This is a genomic window from Zobellella iuensis, from assembly GCF_016746085.1.
GTDB classification, from domain to species: Bacteria; Pseudomonadota; Gammaproteobacteria; order Enterobacterales; family Aeromonadaceae; genus Oceanimonas; species Oceanimonas iuensis.
Genome location: NZ_JAERTZ010000025.1, coordinates 608770 through 633767 on the forward strand (window position 1 = coordinate 608770; position 24998 = coordinate 633767).

21 protein-coding genes are annotated in these 24998 nt (G+C 55.1%); 9 read left to right on the forward strand and 12 right to left on the reverse strand.

Annotation, left to right across the window (positions count from 1 at the left end; translation table 11 throughout):
• Window positions 1-42: 42 nt before the first annotated feature.
• The 10 genes from fliJ to JKV55_RS13820 all read right to left on the reverse strand — a co-directional run bounded on the left by fliJ (window position 43) and on the right by JKV55_RS13820 (window position 11393).
• Complete coding sequence (gene fliJ, locus JKV55_RS13775) at window positions 43-480, reverse strand: flagellar export protein FliJ (RefSeq protein WP_202086669.1); 438 nt, start codon at window positions 478-480, stop codon at window positions 43-45.
• Window positions 480-1811: a flagellar protein export ATPase FliI gene (gene fliI, locus JKV55_RS13780; protein ID WP_202086671.1), complete on the reverse strand. Its 1332-nt coding sequence runs from the start codon at window positions 1809-1811 to the stop codon at window positions 480-482. The genes fliJ and fliI overlap by 1 nt, the downstream gene beginning before the upstream one ends.
• Window positions 1798-2610 (reverse strand): flagellar assembly protein FliH, encoded by an 813-nt coding sequence (gene fliH / locus JKV55_RS13785; protein WP_202086673.1) that lies wholly within the window; start codon window positions 2608-2610, stop codon window positions 1798-1800. The genes fliI and fliH overlap by 14 nt, the downstream gene beginning before the upstream one ends.
• A complete protein-coding gene (fliG, locus tag JKV55_RS13790) occupies window positions 2607-3653 on the reverse strand; it encodes a flagellar motor switch protein FliG (RefSeq protein WP_202086675.1) in 1047 nt (348 codons plus the stop codon). The genes fliH and fliG overlap by 4 nt, the downstream gene beginning before the upstream one ends.
• The gene (gene fliF / locus JKV55_RS13795; protein ID WP_202086677.1) at window positions 3646-5355 is read right to left on the reverse strand and encodes a flagellar basal-body MS-ring/collar protein FliF; all 1710 of its coding nucleotides are present in this window, start codon (window positions 5353-5355) and stop codon (window positions 3646-3648) included. Before fliF ends, fliG begins: the two co-directional genes overlap by 8 nt.
• An 11-nt stretch (window positions 5356-5366) precedes the next feature.
• Window positions 5367-5681, reverse strand: a complete 315-nt coding sequence (fliE, locus tag JKV55_RS13800; protein WP_202086681.1) for a flagellar hook-basal body complex protein FliE — start codon at window positions 5679-5681, stop codon at window positions 5367-5369.
• A gap of 107 nt (window positions 5682-5788) precedes the next feature.
• Window positions 5789-7132: a sigma-54-dependent transcriptional regulator gene (locus JKV55_RS13805; RefSeq protein WP_439654910.1), complete on the reverse strand. Its 1344-nt coding sequence runs from the start codon at window positions 7130-7132 to the stop codon at window positions 5789-5791.
• 10 nt (window positions 7133-7142) lie between these two features.
• Window positions 7143-8177, reverse strand: coding sequence for a sensor histidine kinase (locus JKV55_RS13810; protein ID WP_202086684.1), 1035 nt, complete (start codon window positions 8175-8177; stop codon window positions 7143-7145).
• A gap of 176 nt (window positions 8178-8353) precedes the next feature.
• Complete coding sequence (locus JKV55_RS20250; RefSeq protein WP_202086686.1) at window positions 8354-9877, reverse strand: ATP-binding protein; 1524 nt, start codon at window positions 9875-9877, stop codon at window positions 8354-8356.
• A 73-nt stretch (window positions 9878-9950) separates the two neighbouring features.
• Window positions 9951-11393, reverse strand: coding sequence for a sigma-54 dependent transcriptional regulator (locus JKV55_RS13820; RefSeq protein ID WP_202086688.1), 1443 nt, complete (start codon window positions 11391-11393; stop codon window positions 9951-9953).
• 552 nt (window positions 11394-11945) lie between these two features.
• Here JKV55_RS13820 and pseB point away from each other — a divergent pair.
• The 9 genes from pseB (at window position 11946) to JKV55_RS13865 (ending at window position 21867) form a co-directional block, all read left to right on the forward strand.
• Window positions 11946-12944: a UDP-N-acetylglucosamine 4,6-dehydratase (inverting) gene (gene pseB / locus JKV55_RS13825; protein WP_202086697.1), complete on the forward strand. Its 999-nt coding sequence runs from the start codon at window positions 11946-11948 to the stop codon at window positions 12942-12944.
• 3 nt (window positions 12945-12947) lie between these two features.
• On the forward strand, window positions 12948-14102 hold the full coding sequence (gene pseC, locus JKV55_RS13830) for a UDP-4-amino-4,6-dideoxy-N-acetyl-beta-L-altrosamine transaminase (RefSeq protein WP_202086704.1): 1155 nt from the start codon (window positions 12948-12950) through the stop codon (window positions 14100-14102).
• Window positions 14103-14136: 34 nt separating this feature from the next.
• Window positions 14137-15024, forward strand: coding sequence for an aldo/keto reductase (locus JKV55_RS13835; protein ID WP_202086706.1), 888 nt, complete (start codon window positions 14137-14139; stop codon window positions 15022-15024).
• Complete coding sequence (locus JKV55_RS13840) at window positions 15021-17048, forward strand: aminotransferase class III-fold pyridoxal phosphate-dependent enzyme (RefSeq protein WP_202086708.1); 2028 nt, start codon at window positions 15021-15023, stop codon at window positions 17046-17048. The genes JKV55_RS13835 and JKV55_RS13840 overlap by 4 nt, the downstream gene beginning before the upstream one ends.
• Window positions 17048-18163, forward strand: coding sequence for a UDP-2,4-diacetamido-2,4,6-trideoxy-beta-L-altropyranose hydrolase (gene pseG, locus JKV55_RS13845; RefSeq protein ID WP_202086720.1), 1116 nt, complete (start codon window positions 17048-17050; stop codon window positions 18161-18163). The genes JKV55_RS13840 and pseG overlap by 1 nt, the downstream gene beginning before the upstream one ends.
• A 37-nt stretch (window positions 18164-18200) precedes the next feature.
• Window positions 18201-18683: a UDP-4-amino-4,6-dideoxy-N-acetyl-beta-L-altrosamine N-acetyltransferase gene (gene pseH, locus JKV55_RS13850; protein WP_202086730.1), complete on the forward strand. Its 483-nt coding sequence runs from the start codon at window positions 18201-18203 to the stop codon at window positions 18681-18683.
• A 29-nt stretch (window positions 18684-18712) separates the two neighbouring features.
• Window positions 18713-19750 (forward strand): pseudaminic acid synthase, encoded by a 1038-nt coding sequence (gene pseI, locus JKV55_RS13855; RefSeq protein ID WP_439654913.1) that lies wholly within the window; start codon window positions 18713-18715, stop codon window positions 19748-19750.
• A gap of 67 nt (window positions 19751-19817) precedes the next feature.
• The gene (locus JKV55_RS13860) at window positions 19818-21140 is read left to right on the forward strand and encodes an NAD(P)-binding protein (protein WP_202086746.1); all 1323 of its coding nucleotides are present in this window, start codon (window positions 19818-19820) and stop codon (window positions 21138-21140) included.
• 4 nt (window positions 21141-21144) lie between these two features.
• Entirely contained in the window at window positions 21145-21867 is a 723-nt protein-coding gene (locus JKV55_RS13865) for a class I SAM-dependent methyltransferase (RefSeq protein WP_202086747.1), read from the forward strand.
• 49 nt (window positions 21868-21916) lie between these two features.
• Here the strand turns inward: JKV55_RS13865 and JKV55_RS13870 are convergent, their stop codons facing one another.
• Window positions 21917-22867 (reverse strand): GNAT family N-acetyltransferase, encoded by a 951-nt coding sequence (locus JKV55_RS13870; protein WP_202086749.1) that lies wholly within the window; start codon window positions 22865-22867, stop codon window positions 21917-21919.
• 9 nt (window positions 22868-22876) lie between these two features.
• A complete protein-coding gene (locus tag JKV55_RS13875; RefSeq protein WP_202086750.1) occupies window positions 22877-24985 on the reverse strand; it encodes a tetratricopeptide repeat protein in 2109 nt (702 codons plus the stop codon).
• Window positions 24986-24998: the final 13 nt, after the last annotated feature.

Below are 24998 nucleotides of genomic sequence, written 5' to 3' on the forward strand. Positions count from 1 at the left end.
TCTCGAATCAACAGCAAACACAGGCAAAATACATACCAGAAACTACATGCTCTTCTTGTGAAAACGGTATATCGCCAGATTATCGAGCATCTTTTGCTCTTGCCGGGCCGTTTCCAGACGCTTGCGCCCGGCATCCCGCTCCAACAGCTTGTCGATGGCCTGCTTGCGGGCCCGCACCGCCATCCAGGCGCTACGGCTGCGCTCGAGCCGTTGCCGGGCCTGCTGCAATCCCTGTCGCTGCTGTTGCTGGGCCAGCTCCAGCTTATCGATAAAGCCCTGGAAATGGCCAAACTGGTGGGCACTTAGCCCCTGCTGGCCACGATGTTGAAACTCCTGGCTGTAGTGCCGCTGATACTGGCTCAGGGTCTGCTGCTGCTGCTCCAGCTGCTGCAGCTGGAGCTGGGCCGCCCCCAGCTCGGCGGCGGCCTGGCGTTCCTGGCCGTCCAGCTGTTCCCGCAACAGGTGCAGCGCCTTGCTCATCAGCCGGCCCGCAACAACGGCTTGCTGACCACTTCCAGCTCATTGAGGCAGGCTTGCAGGCCAATCACCTCCGTCATGCCCTGGGTCAGGAAACGCTCCAGCCGGGGGCGGATATGAATGGCCAGATCCAGCCGGGGATCGGCCCCGGACTGATAGGCCCCCAGGTTGATCAGGTCGTGGTTCTGCTGATACAGCGCATAGGCCTGCTTGAGGGCCCGGGCCTGGCGCTGGTGGGCCTCGGTGGTCACCGCCGTCATCACCCGGCTGATGGATTTCTCGATATCGATGGCCGGATAGTGGCCGCTGTCGGCCAGTTGCCGCGACAGCACCACATGGCCGTCGAGGATGGCCCGGGCCGCGTCGGCGATCGGATCCTGCAGGTCATCCCCTTCGGTGAGCACGGTAAAGAAAGCGGTGATGCTGCCCTGGCCTTCGGCGCCGTTGCCGGCCCGCTCCACCAGCGCCGGCAGCTTGGCGAACACCGAGGGCGGGTAGCCCTTGCTGGCCGGAGGCTCGCCCACCGCCAGCGCGATTTCCCGCTGGGCCTGGGCATAGCGGGTGAGGGAGTCCATCAGCAGCAGCACATTCAGGCCCTGCTCACGAAAGTACTCGGCCAGGGTCAGGGCCGTTTCACAGCCCTTGAGCCGCATCAGCGGAGAGGCATCGGCCGGCGCGGCCACCACCACGGCACGGGCCCGCCCTTCCTCGCCCAGGATCACATCGATAAACTCCTTGACTTCCCGGCCCCGCTCGCCGATCAGCCCCACCACCACCACGTCGGCCTTGGCGCCCCGGGTCATCATGCCGAGCAGCACGCTCTTGCCCACGCCGGAGCCGGCAAAGAGCCCCATGCGCTGGCCCTGGCCCACGGTGAGCACGGCATTGATGGCCCGGACGCCGACATCCATGGGCGCTTCTATCGGTTTGCGCGCCATCGGGTTGAGCCGCGGGGCGGTGAAGTCGGCGGTATCGCGGGTGGCGATGGGGCCCAGGCCATCCAGCGGCTGGCCGATGCCGTCGATGACCCGGCCCAGCAGGGCCATGCCCACCGGCACGCCCGCGCCCTGGCCCACCGGCGTTACCCGGGCGCCGGGGATCACCCCCTTCAGCGACTCGCCGGGCATCAGGTAGAGCTTGTCGTCGGCAAAGCCGACCACTTCCGCATCCATGTCGCCGAACAGGGTCTGGATCTTGCACTGGCTGCCCACCGCCGCCGTGCATCCCACCGCCTCCAGCGTCAGCCCCACCACCCGGGTCAGCTTGCCGCTGGCGGCCATGGCCGGCGCCAGCCCCCGGGTCTGATAGGCCGCCAGCCGCTCACTGAGCGTCATGGAAACGGCTCCAGTTGGCCTTGATAAAGTTGGCCATCAGCGCATCGATGCGCTGCGCCAGGCTGATGTCCAGCTCGGACATGGCGGTTTTCAGGCGCAGATCCCCCCGCTCCTGGCCGGGCTCGGCCACCAGCTCCCAGCGCCGCTGTTGCCGGCTGGGGGCATCGAAGTGCTGCTCAATCACGGCGATGTCATCGGGGTGCAGAAACAGGGTCACGCCCGCCTCGTGGCCCGGCAGGGCGGCTATCGCCTCGCGCAGCGTGGCCAGCAATAACTGGGGAGAGGTGGTCGCCTCGGTTTTCAGCAGGTTGCGCGCCAGCTCCTGCGCCAGGGTGACCAGGCTTTGTTCCACCACCTTGTCGACCTGCGCCAGCGGCGTGCTCAGCCGTTCCAGCCAGTGCTGCCACTGCGCCAGTTGCTCTTCAACCCGCGCCCGGCCTTCCGCCAGCCCCTGCTCCTGGCCTTGCTGCAGGCCGGCCTCGTATCCTTGCTGCAGGCCCTGGAGCCGCCCCTCTTCCCGCCCCGCTTCAAACCCTTGCTGCTTGCCTTCCTCATAGCCCTCTTCGAAGGCGGCCTGGCGGATGGCCTCCAGCGCCTCGGCGGTGAGCGGCTCGGGCTCCAGCTCCAGCTCGGGCTCCGGCTCGGGGGCATGTGGCTCCCCCCGGCTTTTCATGTTCAGGGCATGCTCTTTATGCCCCACCTCGGGCAGGGCCATATCCGGCCAGGACCAATGTTCGACATCGCGCGGATGATCAGGGCGCGGATAGCCCCTGTCGGCGGGGTAGGAACGACGGTTCATACGAAATCATCACCCGCGCCCTTGGACAGCATCAGCTCACCGCTGTCCGCCAGGCGCCGGGCTATCGCCAGAATTTCCTTCTGGGCCACTTCGACATCGCTGACCCGCACCGGCCCCATGGCCTCCAGATCGTCCTGCAGCATCTCGGCGGCCCGCTTGGACATGTTATTCAGGAACTTCTCCTTGAGCTGATCGTCGGCGCCTTTCAGCGCCCGCTGCAACAGCTCGCCGTTCACTTCGCGCAACAGCATCTGAATGCCTCTGTCGTCCACATCGATCAGGTTTTCGAACACGAACATCAGATCCTGGATCTTCATGCTCATCTCTTCATCCTGATCACGGATGGCATCCATCAGCACCCCCTCGATAGCGGTATCCAGGTAGTTCATGATATTGGCGGCGGCCTTCAGGCCGCCCATCTTGGCCGCCTTGGCGCCGCTCTGGCCGGCAAACTGTTTTTCCATGATGTCGTTCAGCTCCTGCAGCGCCGCCGGCTGCACTTCTTCCAGCTCGGCAATGCGCATCACCAGATCCAGCCGTACCGGCTCGGAAAACTGCTGCAGGATCTCGGCCGCCTGCTCGGGATCGAGGTACGACAGCACTATGGTCTGGATTTGCGGGTGCTCGTTATGGATGATACTGGCCACCTGGCGGGCGTCCATCCACTTGAGCGAATCCAGGCCGCGGGAGCCGGCACCGGCGACGATCTGGTTGACCAGCCGGCCGGCCTTGTCTTCGCCCAGCGCCGCCACCAGGGCATTGCGCACGAAGTCCTGGCTGCCCACCCCGATCTTGGTAAAGCGCTGGATATCCTCGATAAACAGACGGTGCACCGCCCCCACCCGCTCGGGCCCGAAATCGCCCACCGCCGCCATTTTCATGCCCAGGCGCTGCACCTGCTTGGGATCCAGGTGGCGAAAGATCTGGGCCGCGTCCTCCTCCCGCAGGCTGAGCATCAGCAGGGCGGCCTTTTCGGTGCCGGTCATCTTGGCGAGCAGCTTGCGCTGCTCATCGGAAATCATCAGCTCCTGGTTGTCAGTCATCGCTCTTCACCCAATCCTTCACTACCTGCGCCGCCAAATCCGGTTCGTTCGCCACCAGTGCCCGCACCGCCGCCAGCACGTCTTCGTCTTTATTGAGATTGGGCAGTTGCAGGCGCCCTTCACGGATACCGAACATGCTGTCTTCCTGCTCCGCCTGCTGGGCCAGCAGGGTAAGATGATCATTGCCCGACAGGGCATTCTGCCCGTCGAGATCGATCTCTTCCGGCAGTTTTTCATCGGAGCCCAGCAGCCGCCGGACCATGGGCCGGACCAGCGTCAGCAACAGCACGATCAGCACCACCACGGCGCCGAGGATACGGGCCAGATGCCAGAACCAGGGCTGCTCGTAAAAGGGAATGGCGGCGATATCGTCCAGATCCGGACGATTGAAGGGCACCGAGACCACTTCGATGGCATCGCCCCGGCTCACATCGAAGCCCAGGCCGCCGCGCAGCAGCCGGTCGATACGCACCAGCTCTTCCTGGCTCAGGGGAACCCGCTCCACCGAGCCGTCGGCATGGTTCACCGTTTTGTAATCCACCGCCACCGACACCGTGAGCCGGCGGATATCGCCGGTGGCGCTTTCGGTATGGCTGATGGTGGTGTCCAGCTCGAAGTTACGGGTCGCCTCGCGGCGGGAGCGCTCGTTGCGGTTATTTTCCTGGGCCAGGCCTTCGGCCTGTTCCGGGATGTCCGACTCCATCGGCGGCTGGTTGGTCAGCGCCCCGGGAATACCCAGCGCGCCCTTCCCGGAGGTGTTGTCTTCCATCACCATTTCCGAGCGTACCGCCGGCAGGTCGGGATTGAACGACTTGACCGTTTGCTCCCGGCGGGTGAAGTCCAGCCGGACATCCACCTCGGCGGTATAATTGCCCAGCCCCAGCACCGGGCTCAGGATGGCGTCAATCTTCTGGCGATAGTCGGACTCCTGCTTCTGCTGCAGTTCAAATTCACGGCGGGTGCGCGCCGACAGGGGATCCTGGGAGCCGGAGTTGAGCAGGCGGCCGTTTTGATCGGTCACCGTGACCCGGCCCGGCGTGAGATCCGACACCGCCGAGGCCACCGTATCCACGATGGCGTCCACCTCTTCCTGGCGCAGGGTGCCGCCCCGGCGCAGGTTCAGCACCACGGTGGCGCTGGGCTGGCGTTTATCGCGCACAAAGACGTTTTCCCGGGGAATGGCCAGCAACACCTGGGCCTGGGCCACGCTGTTGTATTGCTCTATCACCCGGGCCAGCTGCCGTTCCCGGCTGAGGTTGAGCCGCTCCCGCTCGAGCCGCTGGCTGATGCCGAAACCGGGGTCGGACAACAATATGGCATCGCCTTCGGGCGGGCTCTGGCTGAGGCCGGAGCGGCGCAGGTTGAGCTGAATGTCGGAAAACCGATCGGCCCGCACCAGCACGGTATTGCCGTCGATTTTGTATGGCACCTTCTGGCTGTCCAGAAAGTCCAGGGTTTCTATCAGTTCCTGATTGCTGTACACCCCCAGCGGGCGCATTTCGGGCTCTTTGCCCCACAGCAGCACAAACACCGCCAACGCCAGGCAGATGGCCAGCGCCAGCACTATGATGACCTGACGCAGGATGTCGGTATTGCCCAACAAGGCGAAGGGTGTGCTTTTCTGCTCTTCCGCTTCCAGTGTTGTCGCCTCGTTGGCGGCCAGCACATTTTTGTCGGTATTGACCAACGGATTATCAGCCACCAATCAGGCCCTCATACCGGCATGTTCATAATGGTTTTGTAGGCATCGACCACCTTGTTGCGCACCTGCACGGTGGCATCGAAGGCGAGGCTGGATTTTTGCGCGGCGATCATCACCTGTTCCAGGCTGACCGTGTCGTCCCCCAGCTCGAAGCGGGTACGCAGGCCGTCGGTGCTTTGCTGCAAACCGTTCACCTTGTTGACGGCCTGATTCAACAAGGTGGAAAAGTCCTGCTGAGGGCCAGGGGTAGTTACCGGCGCCAGCTGTTGCGCTTCGCCTTTCAACGCCTGCATTTCCGATAGCAATGCCGTGGCTTTAATGTCCATCGCTGTGGCTCCCGCGTAAATAATTTAAGCTGGGGATCATAATGCAAACTACGAGCCAGTTCATCTTTATCTCTGTAGTTGCTGTAGCTGCTCCGTTGCGGACGAGGTTACCCAGGTACAGGGATCCCCGCTTCGCGCATCCGTGCCAGCTTGTAGCGCAGGGTACGCGGGCTGATGCCGAGTTTTTCCGCCACCTCGGCCCGGCTGCCGGCACAGGCCCGCAGCGCCTGCAGGATGATCTGGTGCTCCTGGCTGGCCAGCTCCTTGCCCAAGCCGTCCTCGGCCGGCGGGGCCATCGGTGGTGCCGGCTCCGCCGCCGGCGAAAGCGACTCATCCAGCAGAATATCGGTGGCGCCGATGGCGCCGTCCAGGGACAGGATCAGGGCCCGCTGCATCACGTTATCCAGCTCGCGCACATTGCCGGGCCAGTGCCAGGCCCGCAAACGGGCCTTCGCCGCCTCGGCCAGCACCACGCCAGTGCGCCCCATCTGCCGGGCATGCCGCTGCAGCAGGTAACCGGCCAGCGGCAGTATGTCGCCGGGCCGTTCGGCCAGGGCCGGCCAGGTTAAGGGAAAGACATTGAGCCGGTAATAAAGATCCTCCCGGAAGCACCCCTCGGCGACCGCTCGCCGTAGATCCCGGTTACTGGTGGCCAGCACCCGCACATCCAGGCTGAGGGTTTTGCGCCCGCCCAGGCGCTCCACCTCCCGTTCCTGCAGCACCCGCAGCAGCTTGGCCTGCAGGTTGAGATCCATTTCGGTGATTTCGTCCAGCAGCAGGGTGCCACCATGGGCCTGTTCGAACTTGCCCGGGCAGGCCTGCACCGCGCCGGTAAAGGCACCCTTTTCATAGCCGAACAGGGTGGCTTCCAGCATGTTGTCGGGAATGGCGGCGCAGTTGATGGCCACGAAAGGGCCGGCCGAGCGTTCGGAACGGCGATGGATAAAACGGGCCAGCACCTCCTTGCCGGTGCCGCTGGGGCCGCAGATCATCACGCTGGCGCCGGACTCGGCCACCCGGGCCGCCAGTTGCAGCAAGCGGATGCTTTTGGCATCGCCCACCACGGGATCGCCGTTGTCTTCCGGCTGCTGCCGCACATGGCGGGACACCACCGCCAGCAAGGCCGCGGGGGTAAAGGGCTTGGCCAGGTAGTCCACCGCCCCGGCACGCATCGCCGCCACCGCCCCCGCCACCTGGGCGTGAGCGGTGATCACCAGCACCGGCAGACCGGGGAAGCGGCCGTTGATCCAGCCGAGCAGGCCGAGGCCGTCCATGCCCGCCATCTGCACATCGGTGATCACCATTTGCACCGCCTGCTCTCGCAACCAGGTCATGGCCGACTCGGCGCTGTCGACGCAGTCACACCGATAACCGGCCAGCAACAGCGTATCCTGCAACGCCTGCTGCAGACCGGTGTCGTCTTCCACAATCAGAATGTCGGTACTCATCATCTTTCCCTATTCAGCCGTCTACATTATTTGCCAGCAGCGGCAGCCACAGGCTGAAACAGCTGCCCCGCCCCGGTGCCGACGCCACCGTGACCCGCCCCTGATGAGCCCGCGCCACGGCCGCCACGGCCGCCAGTCCCAGGCCGGTGCCCTGGCTGCGGGTGGTAAAAAACGGCGCAAAGATTTTGGCACTCAGGGTCTCATCCATGCCCTTGCCGTTATCCCGCACCCGGATCACCACCTGTTGCTGCTCGACCTCGCTTTCCAGGCTGATGCGGGAAGCCCCGGCTTCCGCTGCATTTTCCATTAAATTCAACAAAATGCTCTTAAGACTGTTGCCATTACCGAGGATACGGCCGGAGCCCGGCCCGGTGATCTCCAGCGCCACTCCCCGCGCAGCCAGCAAGGGCGTCGCCGCCTCGCGGCTTTGTTCCAGCAGGGTCGCCACCTCCAGCTCGTCCGCCAGCGGCGACTGCTCCTGGCGGGCGAACATCAGAATGTCGCTTATTTGACGCTCGATATCCTGCAGCCGCGCCACCAGCCGCTGCTGGAATTGCTGCCGTTGCCCCTCGCTCAGGGCCGGGCTGGACAGGTTGGCCCCATACAGCATGGCGGCGGACAGGGGGGTACGGATCTGGTGCGCCAGGGTGGCCGCCATATGCCCGAGCGCCGCCAGCCGCTGGGCATGGCCCTGCTGCTCGGCCCAGGTGCGGGTGGGCGTCATGTCGGTGAGCTGGATAAGTTGCCCGGGCCGGCCTTCCAGATGGGAAATGGCCAGCTGCACCCGGCGGCCATCCTTGAGCGACACCTGAAAACCATCGTCGGGGCGGGGCGAGAAAGCCCGGGCGATCACCTCGACCCAGGGCGTGGCCAGCAAGGGCTCGCCCAGCAAGGCCAGCGCCGCGGGATTGGCGCGGCTGACAACGCCATGGCCGTCCACCCACAGCAAACCGCCGGGCATGGCCTGGATGATCTGTTCGAGGTGACCCGCATCCAGCAGGGTTTGCCAGCGGGTATCGGCTATGGTTGCGCGAGAGGAAGTCGTCATGGCCCGATTTATTCAAAAACCATGCCGTTTTTGTACGGCAGAACCGGCACAACCCGATGCTCTCGTCGGGTCGAATTTATTCGACCGAACCCCGGCGCCGGTGTAACCCCGTTCGTAGGGTCGAATTTATTCGACCGGACCCCGGCGCCGGTGTAACCCCGTTCGTAGGGTCGAATTTATTCGACCAGTTCCCGCTCGAAGGCGACGATTTGCCGCTGCCGGCGGGAGAATTCCACGCCAATCAAATGGATGGGCTTGCCGCTGGCGCGGTATTTGTCGGCGTAGTCCTTCTGCTTCAACTGGGCCAGGGCGCTGCCTTCCGGCACCTGCTCCACCACCTTGAATTCGAACAGGTAAATTTGGCCGTTAAAGTCCACCGCCATGTCCACCTTGCCGGTGTTGGAGGCGTCTTCCACCGTGACCCTAAGACCCAGGGCGGCGATGTGGCTGTAGAACACGCTGGCGTAGTGGCCTTCGTATTTGGCGATGGGGTTGTTGCGGTACCAGTCGTGGGGCAAGGCGGCGAACAGGGATTTGAAATGTTGCTCCAGGCCGGCGAAGTCGTTGTCCCGCAGCAGGCCGGGCAAGGCAATCAACTGCTCGTCGCTGATGGCTTCCTCCACCCCCAGCACCGGCAGCAAGGCTTCGTTCAGGCTGGTTTCCACCTCGAAGTTGGGAAAGCCGAGCTGGTAGACGTGCTTGCCGGGGAGCAGGGCCTGCACCTTTTTAATGGTGAGGTAACCGGCCTGGAACATCAGCGCCTCGGTACTGATATCGTCCACGTCGAAGCGGGACAGCAGCGCCTCCCGGGTATTCATTTTGGTCAGGCTGGGGCTGTACAGGCCCCGCTCCGCCAGCAGTTTGACCAGAAAGGTAGGGGTGGCGGTTTCAAACCAGTAGGGGCGAAATTCCCGCTTCTGGAACAGCAACAGCACATCGAAAGGGTTGTACACCGGCTCACCGTCCCAGTTGTAACCGTTGTACCAGGCCTTGATCTGCTCCCGGTCCAGCCCCGGCAGCTCGGGGGCGAACACGGTATCCAGATCCTGCTCGGTGTAGCCACAGATGGCGCTGTAAGGAGCATCCAGGCTGATGTCGTTGAGGTTGTTCAGGCCCGAGAACCGGCTGACCTTGCTGAATTTGGACACCCCGGTCAGCAGGCAAAAGCACAGGTGGGGGTCGGCGTCTTTCAGCACCGAGTACAGGTTTTTCAGCCCTTCGCGCAGCTCGGCGGCGGTGGCCGGGTCGGTGATATTGTCCAGGATCGGCTTGTCGTACTCGTCGATCAGCACCGCCACCCGCTCGCCGTGCTGCTGGTGGGCAAGGCGGATCAATTCGCCGAAACGGCCGGCTATGGTCTGGTTGCCAAGCGAAATGCCCAATCGCCCGGCCTGCTCGTCCAGTTGCTCATGGATATGCTTATCCAGCTCCTGCCGGCTGCGCATCACCCCGCTGCCAAAGCCCAGGCGGACCACCGGGCGGGGGCGGGCCCAGTCCCACTGGTTATGGATAAACAGGCCATGGAACAGCGACTCTTTCGCCTCGAACAGCTGGTGCAGGGTGTCGAGCAGCAGGCTTTTGCCGAAGCGACGGGGGCGGGACAGGAAGTAGTAGCTGCCCTGCTCGATCAGTTGGTGGATAAAAGGGGTTTTATCCACATAGTAGTAGCCGCCGGTGCGGATTTTTTCGAAAGATTGCACCCCGGTGGGAAGCTTGCGTCGTCCTGCCCTGTCAGCCGGAAGAAAGGGGCATTGTAGCACAGCGCGGAAAGCCCTAATCCCGGCTGATGCCGTACTTCTTCATTTTTTCCACCAGGGTGGTGCGGCGCATGCCCAGCTGCTCCGCCGCCCTGGCGACGATACCCTCGCTCGCTTCCAGCGCCCGGCTGATCATATCGACCTCGATATTGGCCAATACTTCCTTGAGGTTGATGCCTTCGGTGGTGAACGGCGGCACATAGAGATCGCCCTCCCCCTCGGAGCCGGCGTTGAAGTCGAAGAAAACCTCATTGTCCTCTTCATATGCATCGGGCTGGCGAAAAATGGAGGCCAGGGCCGCCTGTTCATCCATCGCCTCGAACGGCGGCTCGTCCTCGGCCTCATGGCCGCTACGGTACTTGGCGGGCAAGTCGGCTACCGCCACTTCCCGCCCCGGGCACAGGATAAACATCCGCTCCACCAGGTTGGACAGTTCACGCACATTGCCCGGCCAGTGATACCCCTGCAGCGCCGCCACGGCGGCGGCGGAAAAAACCAGATCGGCATCGTGCCCCATGCGGTGGCGGTCGATCAGTTCCTCCAGCAACAGGGGAATATCCCGCCGCCGCTCCCGCAACGGCGGCGCCACTATGGGAAACACGTTCAGCCGGTAATACAAATCTTCCCGAAAGCGCTGCTCCAGGATCATGGCTTCCAGATCCCGGTGGGTCGCGGCAATAACCCGCACATTGGCGCTGATGGGCCGGGTGCCGCCCACCCGCTCGAAGGTGCGCTCCTGCAATACCCGCAGCAGTTTCACCTGCATCGGCAAGGGCATGTCGCCGATTTCGTCCAGAAACAGGGTGCCGCCCTCGGCCAGCTCGAACCGCCCCTTGCGGGCCGACACCGCCCCGGTGAAGGCGCCTTTCTCGTGGCCGAACAGTTCGCTCTCCAGCAGCTCGGCCGGGATGGCGCCGCAGTTGATGGGCACGAAGGGCCCCTCGGCCTGCAACGACAGCATGTGGATGGCGCGCGCTATCACCTCCTTGCCGGTGCCGGACTCTCCCAGCAACAGCACATTGGCCTGCTTGTCCGCCACCTGGCGGATCTGCACCTTGATCTCCTGCATGGCCGGGCCCTGCCCTACCAGGATGCGGTGCAAATCCTGCTCGCGCTGCTCCAGCACCGGCCTGGGCCGCCAGCGCAGGGCCTGCGACAACAGCCGGGTCAGCTCGTGATAGGTGAGTTGCCCGAGGCAGCCGATAAAATTGGGGCCGGGCGCGTTCAGCGGCAACAGGCTGATAAACACATGCCGGGAATAACGGCTCACCAGCTCCTGGGGCGCGCTTTGGCATTGCCCCAACAACACGGTCAGTCCCTCTTCCCTGTCCAACCGGGCCACCGCCGCCGGTTCGTCATGACTGATCCAGTCAACCTGCATAAACGAAAGAATGGCTTCTAGCTTGCCGCGGCGATCCTGGTCGCCGTCAATAATCAATATTTTGCCGAAGGAACCCATAGGGTGAAGACATCCTTTAACTTCGAGAGAGTAATACGTCGAGAATGGGCGGCCCGGTATCCGTTACCCTGATGGCCTGCCACCGTGCTTATTGGTTATTGTTCGGTGCCTGTTCGCTCACACCGATGCGCAAAAAATTGTCGCTTGGAGCCGTTACTGCCGGAATTCTGACATAGTCCGCGTCAGAACTCGACCCTCAGGGGGTAGTTTTAGAGGAAACCTTGACCAGGATCAAATGACAACAGCTTGAAATAAGATTGATTGGTTACTTATTCATCTAAAAAGGTCTTGGAGTTGTCGGAAATTTGGCTCATGCCACCAGAGTGCCCGCAAGAGATAGACCCTAATGGAACAATAACCCAGATGATACACTCGCGGATTAGCGCCCTGTATACCTGCACGCCGGAGAGTCTGCTTCAGTAAGCCCCACGCATACAAATACCGCCACACCGCCTAACACCTGACCCACATACGGCTCCTAAGTGTAAAAAGAAAAATTGGCCTTTTTTTTGCAGTAGTCAGCATTAATTTTTACTCGCCAGGCTATAACTCATGTTTGACAACCAGACCTTGCTTATCACCGGTGGTACAGGCTCGTTTGGGCATACCTTTGTCCCCATGACCTTAGCAAGGTACAGGGTGAAAAAACTGATCGTTTTCTCCCGTGACGAAATGAAGCAGTGGGAGATGGCCCAAAAATTCGCCAATGATGAAAGACTACGCTTCTTCATTGGCGATGTGCGAGACAAGGATCGCCTCTACCGCGCCTTGGACGGCGTGGATTATGTGGTGCATGCCGCCGCCACCAAGATAGTGCCCACCGCCGAGTACAACCCCTTCGAATGCGTAAAAACCAACATCAACGGCGCCATGAACCTGATCGATGCCTGTATCGACAAGGGCGTAAAAGGGGTGGTCGCACTGTCTACCGACAAGGCCAGCAGCCCCATCAACCTGTACGGCGCCACCAAGCTGGCTTCCGACAAGCTGTTTGTGGCAGGCAACTCCTACTCCGGCGAGCACGGCACCCGCTTTTCGGTGGTGCGTTATGGCAATGTCATGGGCTCCCGCGGCTCTGTCATTCCCTTCTTTATGTCCATCAAGGACCGAGGCGTACTGCCCATCACCGATCCGCGCATGACCCGTTTTATGATCTCCCTGGAGCAGGGGGTGGAACTGGTGTGGCATGCCTTTGAGGACATGGTGGGCGGAGAGATCTATGTGAAAAAGATCCCCTCCATGAAGGTAACGGATCTGGCGCGGGTGGTCGCGCCAGAAGCAGAGCAGGAAGTGATCGGCATCCGCCCCGGCGAGAAACTGCATGAGCAGATGATAAGCGCCGAAGATGCCTACTACACCTACGAATATCCCGAGCATTTCAAGATACTGCCCACCATCAATGGTTGGGCCAATTGTAAAAAGCGAATAAAGGATGGCAAGAAGGTGCCGGAAGGCTTTGTTTACGCCAGCGACAACAACAGCGAATGGATGAGCGATGCCGAGCTGCGGGCCTGGGTTGATGCCAACCGCGAGAAAATTGGGAGCATCTGAACCATGATCCCCTATGGCAGACAGGACATAACCCAGGCCGATGTAGACGCGGTGTTGGCGGTGCTCAACTCCGACTTTCTGACCCAGGGGCCCATGGTGCCCCGTTTTGAGCAGAAAGTGGCGGCCCATGTGGGCGCCCGGCATGCCCTGGCGGTAAACAGCGCCACCTCTGCGCTGCATATCGCCTGCCTGGCCTTGGGGCTGGGACAAGGTGACTGGCTGTGGACCACCCCCATCACCTTTGTGGCCTCGGCCAACTGCGGCCTGTATTGCGGCGCACAGGTGGATTTTGTCGATATCGACCCGCGCACCTACAACCTGTGCCCCCAGTCGCTGGCCGCCAAGCTGGAAATTGCCGAGCGCGAAGGCCGTCTGCCCAAGGTGCTGGTGGCCGTTCACCTTTGCGGCCAGCCCTGCGATATGGCAGCCATTCACAGCCTCGCCCGGCGCTATGGTTTTCGAATCATTGAAGATGCTTCCCACGCCATTGGTGGCAAGTACCGGGGAGAATATATTGGCAATGGCCGCTATAGCGACATCACCGTATTCAGTTTTCACCCGGTCAAGATCATCACCACTGCCGAAGGGGGCATGACGCTGACCAACGATGAAGAGCTGGCCCATCGCATGAACTTGCTGCGCAGCCATGGCATTACCCGGGATGCCGCGCACATGACCCACGAGCCGGACGGCCCCTGGTACTACCAGCAGATTGATCTTGGCTTTAACTACCGCATGACCGAGTTGCAGGCCGCCCTGGGCATCAGCCAGATGGATCGGCTGGACGACTATGTTGCCCGTCGCCATCAGTTGGCTCGCCGCTACGATGAAGTGCTGGCCGACTTGCCGGTGATCACCCCCTGGCAGCATCCGGATAACTACTCCGGCCTGCACCTCTATGTGATCCGCCTGCAACTGGAAAAAATAAGCAAAACACACCGTGAGGTTTTCGAGACCCTGCGTGCACAGGACATTGGCGTTAACCTGCATTACATCCCGCTACATACTCAACCCTACTATCAAGAAATGGGCTTCAAGGTTGGAGATTTCCCCGAAGCCGAACGTTACTATCGTGAAGCCATCAGCTTGCCACTGTTCCCTGCTTTTACAGCAGCACAGCAAGAACTGGTGGTAGAGGCATTAAAAAACTCGTTGTAAAACGACATTAGTTGCAACGTTGGAGCCTGTAATCATGAATGCCTCTCTCTACATGGACAGAATCGCACTGGGCACGGTACAGTTTGGCTTGCCCTACGGAGTGGCCAATGCCGGAGGCCAGGTTTCAGCCGACGAGGTCTCCCGGATTTTGCACTCCGCTCGCATAGCCGGTGTCACAACCCTGGACACGGCCATTGCCTATGGCAGCAGCGAGGCCGTTCTTGGCCAAAACGATCTCAGCGGCTTTTCAGTGACCACCAAGCTGCCCGAAATACCAGAAGGATGCTTCGATTTACCACAGTGGGTTCATGCCCGTATCCACGAATCCTGTACCCGACTGGGTGTAAGAACACTGGATGGTGTGCTGTTACACAGACCGGCTCAATTGCTTGATGAGCGGGGTCAGGTACTGTACAAAGCTCTAACCTCCCTTAAAGAGCAGGGTCTGGCTCAACGTATCGGGGTATCCGTCTATGGTCCTGAAGAGCTGGATGCATTGTGCCCTCAGTACCACTTCGATCTGGTACAGGCACCTTTCAACGTGCTTGACCGACGTATGCAGACATCAGGCTGGCTGACACGTTTAAAGCAGTCTGGCACGGATGTGCATGTCCGCTCGGTATTTCTTCAAGGCCTGTTGCTGATGAACAGACATCAGAGGCCAGCCAAATTTTCTCCCTGGACATATCTGTGGGATACCTGGCAACAATGGCTTGAAGAGGAAAATCTGACGCCCCTGCAAGCCTGCCTGCGCTTCGTTCTGGGCACGGCCCATATAGAAAAGATAGTGGTGGGGGTGGACAATCTGGCACATTGGCAGCAAATACAGCAAGCCGCAACCAGTCACCTTACAGTTTTGCCAGATACTTTGTCTTGTGAAGATCCATTGTTGTTAAACCCCGGCCATTGGAACAAATTATGAAAACAGTCGCGATAGTGCAGGCTCGAATGGGCTCTACCCGCTTACCCGGTAAAGTAATGATGAAAATCACCGGTATCCCCATGATAGAGCTGCTGCTAAAGCGTCTTGCCTGCGCCAAGGAACTGGATCAGATAGTGCTGGCCACATCTATTGATGAAGAAAACCGTCTCTTGGTTGACCATGTGATTAGGCTGGGTTTTGCCTGCGAACAGGGCAGTGAACAGGATGTGATGGAGCGCTATTTGCGTACGGCAAGAAAGCACCAGGCCGACATTATTGTACGCATAACCGGCGACTGCCCGCTGGTGGATTCCGCTCTTGTGGATCAACTAGTCCGCGAGTTTAAATCATCAGAGCTGGATTATTTGACAAACACGACTCCTCCTACTTATCCGGATGGCCTGGACGTGGAAGTCTTCAGCTTTAAGGCATTTGAGCGTGCCTGTTCAGAAACCGAGGATGCTTATGATCATGAGCATGTTACCCCCTACCTGCGTAAACCAGGCGAGTTTCGTACAGCTTCGGTCAGCCATGATGAAGATTTATCCGACTGGCGCTGGACTGTGGATGAACAGGAAGATCTGGCCGTAGTCCGGCATGTGTTCGAGCACTTCGCTCCCGATTTGCATTTCAGCTGGCTACAGGTGGCAGAGCTGCAGCGATGCCGACCAGACTTGTTTCACCCGAATAGGCATATCACACGTAATGAAGGAGCCGCCATGGGTACGGGACAAAAACTCTGGAAGAGGGCAAAACAGATCATTCCCGGAGGCAACATGCTGTTGTCCAAACGGGCCGAGATGTTCCTGCCGGATCTATGGCCCTCTTATTTCAGCAAGGCCAAAGGCTGCAAGGTATGGGACATGGATGGCAACGAATATACCGATATGTCCATCATGGGCATAGGCACTAATATCCTGGGTTATGGTCATCCGGAAGTAGATGAGGCAGTACGTAGCACCGTAGCACTTGGCAACATGTCCACCCTCAACTGTCCGGAAGAAGTGTGGCTGGCAGAAAAGCTCATCGCACTGCATCCATGGGCCGATATGGTACGCTTCGCCCGCTCTGGCGGTGAGGCCAATGCCATCGCCATCCGCATTGCCCGCGCCGTCACCGGCAAAGACAAGGTCGCCGTGTGCGGCTACCACGGCTGGCATGACTGGTATCTTTCCGCCAACCTGGGTAATGAAGAAAATCTGGCCGGCCACCTGTTACCCGGCCTGGAGCCCAATGGCGTGCCCAAGGAGCTGAAAGGCAGCGTTTTTCCTTTTAAGTACAACGATTTCAACGAATTGAAAAATCTGGTGGAACGCCATGATATCGGCGTTATCAAGATGGAAGTGGTACGCAACATGGGGCCGGAAGACAATTTTCTGCACAAGGTGCGAAAACTGGCCACGGAGCGAAGCATCGTTCTTATCTTTGATGAGTGCACCTCGGGTTTTCGTCAGAGTTTTGGTGGCCTGCACAAACTCTATGGTGTCAACCCGGATATGGCCATGTTCGGCAAGGCCCTTGGCAACGGTTATGCCATAACGGCCGTTATTGGCCGAAAGGAAGTCATGGAAGCGGCACAGACCAGCTTTATCAGCAGTACCTTTTGGACGGAGCGCATAGGTCCCTCGGCGGCATTAAAAACGCTGGAAGTGATGGAGCGGGAGCGCAGCTGGGAAACCATCACACAGCGCGGCTTGCAGATCCGCGCCGGCTGGCAGTCTTTGGCCGAGAAACACGATTTGTCGATCAGTCACTGGGGGCTGCCGGCCCTGACGGGCTTCAGCTTTAACAGCCCTAATGCGCTGGCATACAAGACCCTGATTACTCAGGAAATGCTTGCCAAAGGGTATCTGGCCAGCAACGCCGTTTATGTCTGTACCGAACACAGCCGGCCGGTTATTGACCATTACTTTGCCGAGCTGGATTCTATCTTTGCCTTGATCCGAGAATGTGAGGAAGGCCGTTCTGTAGATAGCCTGCTCCGGGGCCCCGTATGCCATGCTGGTTTCAAGCGGTTGAACTGATGCTTGGCAACATTGTTTTTCGCACCGACGCATCTCTGGAAATCGGCAGCGGTCATGTAATGCGCTGCCTGACACTGGCCGATGCACTGCGCGAGCGCGGCGCCGACTGCCGGTTCATCTGCCGCGAACACCCGGGCAACCTGATTGAGCAGGTCCGCAACAAGGGCTATATCGTCCATGCCTTGCCGACCATGGCACCTGTAGAAGCGAGTTCGCTTGCGATCCCCCCCCCCACTGCGATGCCCATGGCCCACAGCCACTGGCTCGGCACAACACAGGAACAGGATGCCGAAGCCTGTGTCGCGATCCTTGCCGAGCTGGCTCCCGACTGGCTGATCGTCGACCACTACGCCCTGGACGCCCGCTGGGAGCTGGCTCTCAAGCCTCACTATCGCAAGCTGATGGTGATCGATGATCTGGCCGACCGTACGCACCAGTGCGACCTGCTGCTAGATCAGACCTACGGCCGCAACGCCGCCGACTACCAACCATGGGTGCCGGCCGGCTGCAGCCTGCTCTGCGGTGCGCAATACGCCCTGTTACGCCCGGAGTTCGCAGCCCTGCGTCCCTACAGCCTGCAGCGCCGGGAAGATCCGCGATTGCAGCACCTGCTGATCACTATGGGCGGCGTCGACAAGGACAATGCCACGGGCCAGGTATTACAGGCCCTGAAATCCACTGCCTTGCCGGACGGCTGCCGCATCACTGTGGTCATGGGCTCGACGGCGCCCTGGCTGGACGAGGTGCGCCAGGCGGCCGAGGACATGCCCTGGCCCACGACGGTTCGTGTCGGAGTCAGCGATATGGCGCAACTGATGGCCGACAGCAACCTGGCGATCGGCGCCGCCGGCTCGACGTCCTGGGAACGCTGCTGCCTGGGGTTGCCCACCGTGATGCTGGTGCTGGCCGATAATCAGCGCCAAGTTGCCCACGGCCTTGAACTTGCCGGTGCGGTACAGGTAATACGCGAACCTCAAGAAGTCGGTGAGAAACTGTCGGGATCGCTAGACGCTTTCACCTCATCCCTCCAGTGGCTACAGGAGATGAGTCAGGCTGCGGCGAATATCACGGATGGCTGTGGCGTACTCAATCTCATCCATCAACTGGAGTGCTGAAGTGACTGGAAGACAACCGACTGCCCAGGTTCGTCTAATGACCCGACAGGATCTCGATCAGGTGCTGATCTGGCGCAATCACGAAGAGGTGCGCCGTTATATGTATACCCAGCACACGATCAGCCTGGAGGAGCATACCCGCTGGTTCGAACGAGCCTCCCAGGATCCTGCCCGCCACTTGCTGGTATTCGAAAACGACTCATTGCCGCTGGGCTTTATCAACATCCATCAGATCGTTCCTGGCAGCGTGGCCGATTGGGGGTTCTACATTGCCCCTAATGCTCCCAAAGGCACGGGACGGTTGCTGGGACAGGCGGCATTACACTACGCCTTTGTGCAGGCCGGCCTACACAAGCTATGCGGTCAGGCCCTGGCCTACAACGAGCGCTCCATTGGACTTCACCTAAGCCTGGGCTTCCAGCAGGAAGGCATCCTGCGGCAACAACATTTCGACGGCCAGCACTATCACAACGTGGTGTGCTTCGGTCTGCTCGCTGGCGAATGGCCGGCGAATTCCTGAGAGACTACGACATGCCTAATATTCCCTACATCAGCATCGCCGGCCGGCGCATCGCTAGCGATGCACCACCCTATGTCATCGCCGAACTCTCCGCCAACCATAACGGTCGACTGGAAACCGCTCTGAAAATCATTGAGGAGGCGAAAAAGGCGGGCGCCGACGCCATCAAGCTGCAGACCTATACCGCCGATACCATCACCCTGAACTGCGACGCCGAGGAATTCCAGATCCATGGCGGCCTGTGGGACGGTAAAACACTCTACCAGCTTTACCAGGAAGCCCATATGCCCTGGGAGTGGCACAAACCGCTGTTCGAGCATGCCCGCAAGCTGGGCATCACGATTTTCAGCTCCCCCTTTGATAATACTGCCGTTGACCTGCTTGAGGACCTCAACGCCCCGGCCTACAAGATCGCCTCCTTCGAAGCCGTCGACCTGCCGCTGATCAAATACGTCGCCAGTACAGGTAAGCCGATGATTATCTCTACCGGCATGGCGAATGCGGAAGAAATCCAGGAAGCGATTGCAGCGGCACGGGAGGGTGGTTGTAAGGAGCTGGCCATTCTGCATTGTGTCAGCGGCTATCCTGCCCCTGCAGAAGATTACAACTTACGTACTATCCCAGATATAATCCAGCGCTTTGGTCTGGTTACCGGCTTGTCCGATCATACCTTGGACAATACCACCGCCATTGCCGGTGTGGCACTCGGAGCCTCCATTATAGAAAAGCATTTTACTCTCGACCGTAACGGCGGTGGCCCTGATGACAGTTTCTCACTAGAGCCAAAAGAACTGGCGGCACTCTGCCGTGATTGCAAGACAGCTTGGGCGGCACTAGGCAAGGTGGACTATGCACGTAAGCCTAGTGAGCAAGGTAATGTCCAATTCAGAAGATCCCTTTATTTTGTCAAAGATCTTAAATCAGGAGATGTAATAACTAAAGATGCGGTGCGTAGTGTCAGACCAGGCTTTGGTTTGCCACCACATTGGTTAGATAAAATAATAGGGAAGAAAGTTACGCAAAAAATTAGCAAAAACACCGCCATAAAAAAATCAATGATTAAATAGTGCCGCGATTGTAAAATATATTAATTAAATACTTAGCTATTCATAATGTTGATAAATGAGGGTGAAAATGGGATTAACTGCCATTGTGGGCGCAGGGTTATCAGGAATATTAGCAGCCCACCTTTCCAGACAACAAGGCGATGAAGTAATACTTATAGAAGCAGATGATGGCTGTGGTGGATTATTACGCAGCATAAACGTTAATGATTACTGGTTTGATCAAGGTACACATTTTGTTTCTGAAACAGGTGATGACGTAATAGACCGCTTCCTTTTTGAAGATAAAAAGGTAGCATCCATGGTCTGCTTTAATGAAACACTAGCGGGTAGTTATTTTAATGGTCGGTTAAGCGAGGTCAGTCCATACCTAAATTTAACTACGCTGCAACGTGAAAACTGCGCAACAATTGCCTACGAGATGCTTTGCAGATTAGGCCAGACATGTTCTTCAAAACCAAGCAATGCTGCTGAATATTATTACCAACATTATGGACAAAATTTTATACAAAAAATAGCAAACCCGGTGTACGAAAAATTTTATGGTACTACTCCAGAGAATCTTTCTGACAAGGTGGCCCAATTATTTGATCTAAATCGCATATTGCTATTCACTCCAGAAAGCAGTCAAACTTTGAAAGTAGAATCCAGCATCAACAATCTCATTGGTTTTCATGGCAGCACACCTGGGGTAATGAAATATTACCCTAAGAAAGGGGGGATAGAAAGCTGGATAAAAGAACTAATTACATCACTTCAACAACAAAAAGTAAAAATACTTACATCCAGCAGGATACAATCAATAATTGAAGAATCTAAAAAAATTCGCGGCCTTATACTTCAGAATGGTCAAGAGATAAGAATAGACAAGCTAGTTTGGTCTTCACCTTCACCTCTACTAGCAAACCTATGCAATATAAAACTAAATACTCTCCCCCCTCAATCACGCCACACACTGTTATATGACATAGTCTATGATAAACCACTTAACTCAGACTGCCACTATATAAATTGCCATGCTCCTGAACTTAGTTCGGGACGAATTACTCTCTATCAAAATCTGGCTAATGGCTACAGAAGCGGCTATGGATGTACCGTTGAAGTTCTTGTTGCCCCCGATCAAGCAACTCCAACAATGGACAACATCCACAATGAATTAATGCTCATTGGGTTAGTCTCTGAAAAATATAAACACTGTTATAAAGGGATACGAAAACTTAAATCTGGATTTCCTATACTTACCCCATCTGTTGTATCTCATACCCAGATGGCCAGTGAAAAACTAATGATGAAATATGAAAACCTTACACTTACTGGTCGAGGGAATAATAATGCATTCTTTATGAATGAAGTACTGATTAATACAAAAAATGAACTATTCAAATTTAGGTGAAATTATGAAAAAATCAGGATTTGAGTTATACGGCGCAATGGCCGAAGCAATCACTCATTCAACATCAGTAGCAGGACGCTATCGATGCCAAGAAGTTGATGAGCGGAATATTATTTCAGACATTATGCGAAAACTATCTATTTCAAGCAACGATCAACTTCTTGAAATAGGATGTAACCTGGGAAAGTTGCTTACACCTCTTTCCTATATGGTAGAAAAATCCATTGGAATAGATCACCCTCTACTGATATCACGGTATCAAACCGAGATAAAAAAAGATAATATAAAACTTGTACCAGGGAATTTCTTGGAAATAGAAAATGAAAAATTAGGCCACTTCAACAAAATACTTATTTATAGTGTCATTCATGCATTACCCGATAATAAAAGTCTCGATGCGTTCATTGATAAAGCCCTCCAGCTGTTATCGGCAGGTGGATTGATGCTAATAGGTGACATCCCCAATGAAGACAAGAAGAATAGATTTCTGGCGTCGAGAACAGGAAAGATTTTTAACAAAGAATGGGAAGAGCGAAGAGCTTTATTTCCTGAAACAGAGTCAGTCGAATTAGATTATAAATGCAGCATAAGTTTTAACGATGAACTGTTATGCTCTCTCATGCTGAACATAAGAAAAAAAGGTTACAATGCTCATATACTAGCTCAACCCGAAAATCTGCCATTCGGAAGAACTAGAGAAGACTTGTTAATTGTTAAACCTGACTAACTTATATCACTTTAAAGGGAGACCATTTGCTCAAGTTTCCCTTTAAAAATCAAGACGAAATTGTTAGTTTGTACTTAAAATAAGGGAAATAAAAATCGCCAAATCCTCGCTTAAACCTTCCGATCCCTAGTTCCTTCTCACTTGCACCATTAATAGCCAAAGGCATATCTCCCAGATTCATATAGTGACAACCTAATTTTTTGACATGTACCATTCCATAATAAAGATTATAGTGGGATAAGGGCTTGTCGAAAAGAGCTCTCTCATACACCCCCACTGCATAATAGGCAGTGCTAGCCCCACAGAGAAATAATGATGCAGCGACCAATTCATCATTCCAGTAAGAAAAAACGATAAAAGCATCTCCACTCTTAATCATTTCCGCCTGGATAGCCCAACTATCCAGAGGGCGAGTAGTTCTTCCTGCTATTTTTAAATGAAAAAAACGGAATTTCTCGATATGTTCATGTAAAAAATTATCTTTATCAATAAGTATGGTCTGAAGATTATCTTCTCCCCAACGGATATATTTTCTATATTTTTCCCGAATAGCATTCCATATGGCTTCATCACCAACAGCTAACGGAATTAATTGTTCATAGTGACTAGAAACGTCAGCAGTATCATCCAGTAATATCAATGATATTGGATCTAACAAGCCTGCATCTTGACGGTAATAAAAAACCATTCCTGGCTTAAACAGACTTTTTATATATCTACCAAAGATAGAAAAAACACCTCTCTGCTCTACAACACTTAATCCTGGTGCAATGTAAACTCTGGCGGCATCACCATAAAATCCTAGCTCATTATTACTTTCTGAGCACAACAACCAGGCGACAGCTCTCTTTCCATGAATGATAGCTCGCGATAAATCTTTATGCTTATGTTCAAAATAACATTCATAGTATTCACTATGCAACGGTACATAGCGACTATCACAGTGGGTGAGTTTTCTAAGCTGAGTCCAGTCAGTATCGGATAGAGGTTCGAGTTGCATAATGCTTCTTCATACGTTGCTGATTAAATCAGAATCCAGATTCAAAACTTTTCTTATTTCATCAATAATAAGATTTATTGCTTCTTTACGTTTTTCACTATTATTTAGAGGTAGACTAATGTGAGATACTTTGGGTGAGTAATAGAAAGCTTCTTTTTTTAGTTTTTTATCTTTCTTCAGATAGTCGGCAGCATAGGCTACCGCAGGAGTACCTACCGCGGTTGAGAGTGAAAGTGTTGCGGTATAAGCACCAAATAACAAATCCAGGTTACTCAGCATAGCAGCTGTGTTTTCAAAATCGTTTTTTTGATCGAGTTCATTCAGCCTGTGTATTACTCTGCCAGAGCGTTGTTCAATCTCTCCCAGATCATTTTCACACTCAACATACATACAGTTGATGAACTCAACTTCAGGAACAGAGGATATGATATATGCAACTTCATTATTAGTTAAGTAAGAAGTACTTCTTGCACCACTTACAAAACTACTTCGCCAAATCAAACCTACTTTTATCTTTCCTGCATCCACCAGCTCACTTAATTTTTCTTTCCAATAAGAATTAACTTCACCGGCCACTTTAAAATAATTTTCTTTATATAATAGTCTACCCATTTCTTTATAAGAAAAATACGGCAAATCACCAGAAAGAATCACTTTTTCAGCTGAGGATATAAGCGCCTGCACATCAGGATTTTTTATATCAAAAAACTCACCTTTAAGAACTGGATGAAAATGAGCTGATGGAAAAAGGCTTGAGAACAAATTAATCAGCCTAGGGGAGCAATATATATCAACATGAGATGCTTTTTCGACAATCCATTCATAGTTGCTAGCAAAGAGAATTTCATCACCAATACCTTGCTCTCGCAATATAACAACCCGCTTACCTTTAATATCTTCACCGTTCCATACTTTATCTTTTACAGTTTCCCAAGAAGCATTGTACCTAAGATATCGTCCAGAGATATAGGATTGAAAAAAGCTGCCCCTATCTCTTTTTGCGAGAAAATACATGTGCTTATTCCAAACGTTAGTCTTGTTGTTTGGTATTATCTTGTCGAGCTCAAGACAAATATCATATGCTTTTTCAACCTCCCCCATGTTAAGATAAAACTTCATCAAGTTAGATATTACTTCTCTGTCATGGGGTAACGCTTTACGTAATTTGAAAAGCTCATTGGACACAGAGATTAGATCATTTTTTTCAATGAATTTTTTACCTTCATCTATAGCAAGATAGCGTGATAGCACTCTATACTTAAATAAAACTAAATCTTCATTATCATCAGAAAATGATGATAACGTCTGATCAGCAGAAACATAGTTTCCATTTCTATAATAATACAGACCTAACAATTTTTTATTCAAGTCGTCATCAGGGAACTTTTTAACTAGTTTCTCGAGGTAATATACAACAGCAGATGTACTGAAACTTGCTTCGAGACACTTAGTTAAGGGGGTTAAATATTTAAAAGAAGAACTACTAACTGCCTTATCAAGGTAAAAAATTGCTTTCTCGTATTTTTCTTTTTTTTCTAAAAGGACACCGTAGAGACCATACGCTTCTATATTATCTGATTCAATAAGCAATACACTTTCCAGCAGTATTTTGGCTTCATTCAACTGATTTTTATTAATCAAGAAAAAAGAAAGAGAAAGTGTTATGTCAATTGTAAAAATCTGACTCTCTTCATTATCTTTGACTGAGGTGCCAACATCACTATCAGAGAAATCATACTCTTGCTTATAAATAGTGACCAATCGCTCCAACAAGTGCATACTTGATGGATGCAGTTCATGTAACCTGAGATAAAGCTTTAACGCTTCACTATAACAATTTATATGGAAAAAGTTTTCCGCTTGCGCTAATAAAAAATCTTCATTATCCGGTGACAAAGCAATAAGTTGCTCACCGTATAAGCTTGCCTTATCGAAGTCTTCCATTTCCTGTAACAGCTTGACAATAGAGTGCAACAGCTCAGTATTCTCACTGTCTACATGTAATAATTGTTCGAAGTAGTACAGGGCCTTATCAAGCTTTCTATTATGGTAACAATGCAGCCCTTTATCCAATAGCTGTTGAACTTTCATGGTGTCTGAATCGTTGTTCTGCTGCATTATTACACTTCCT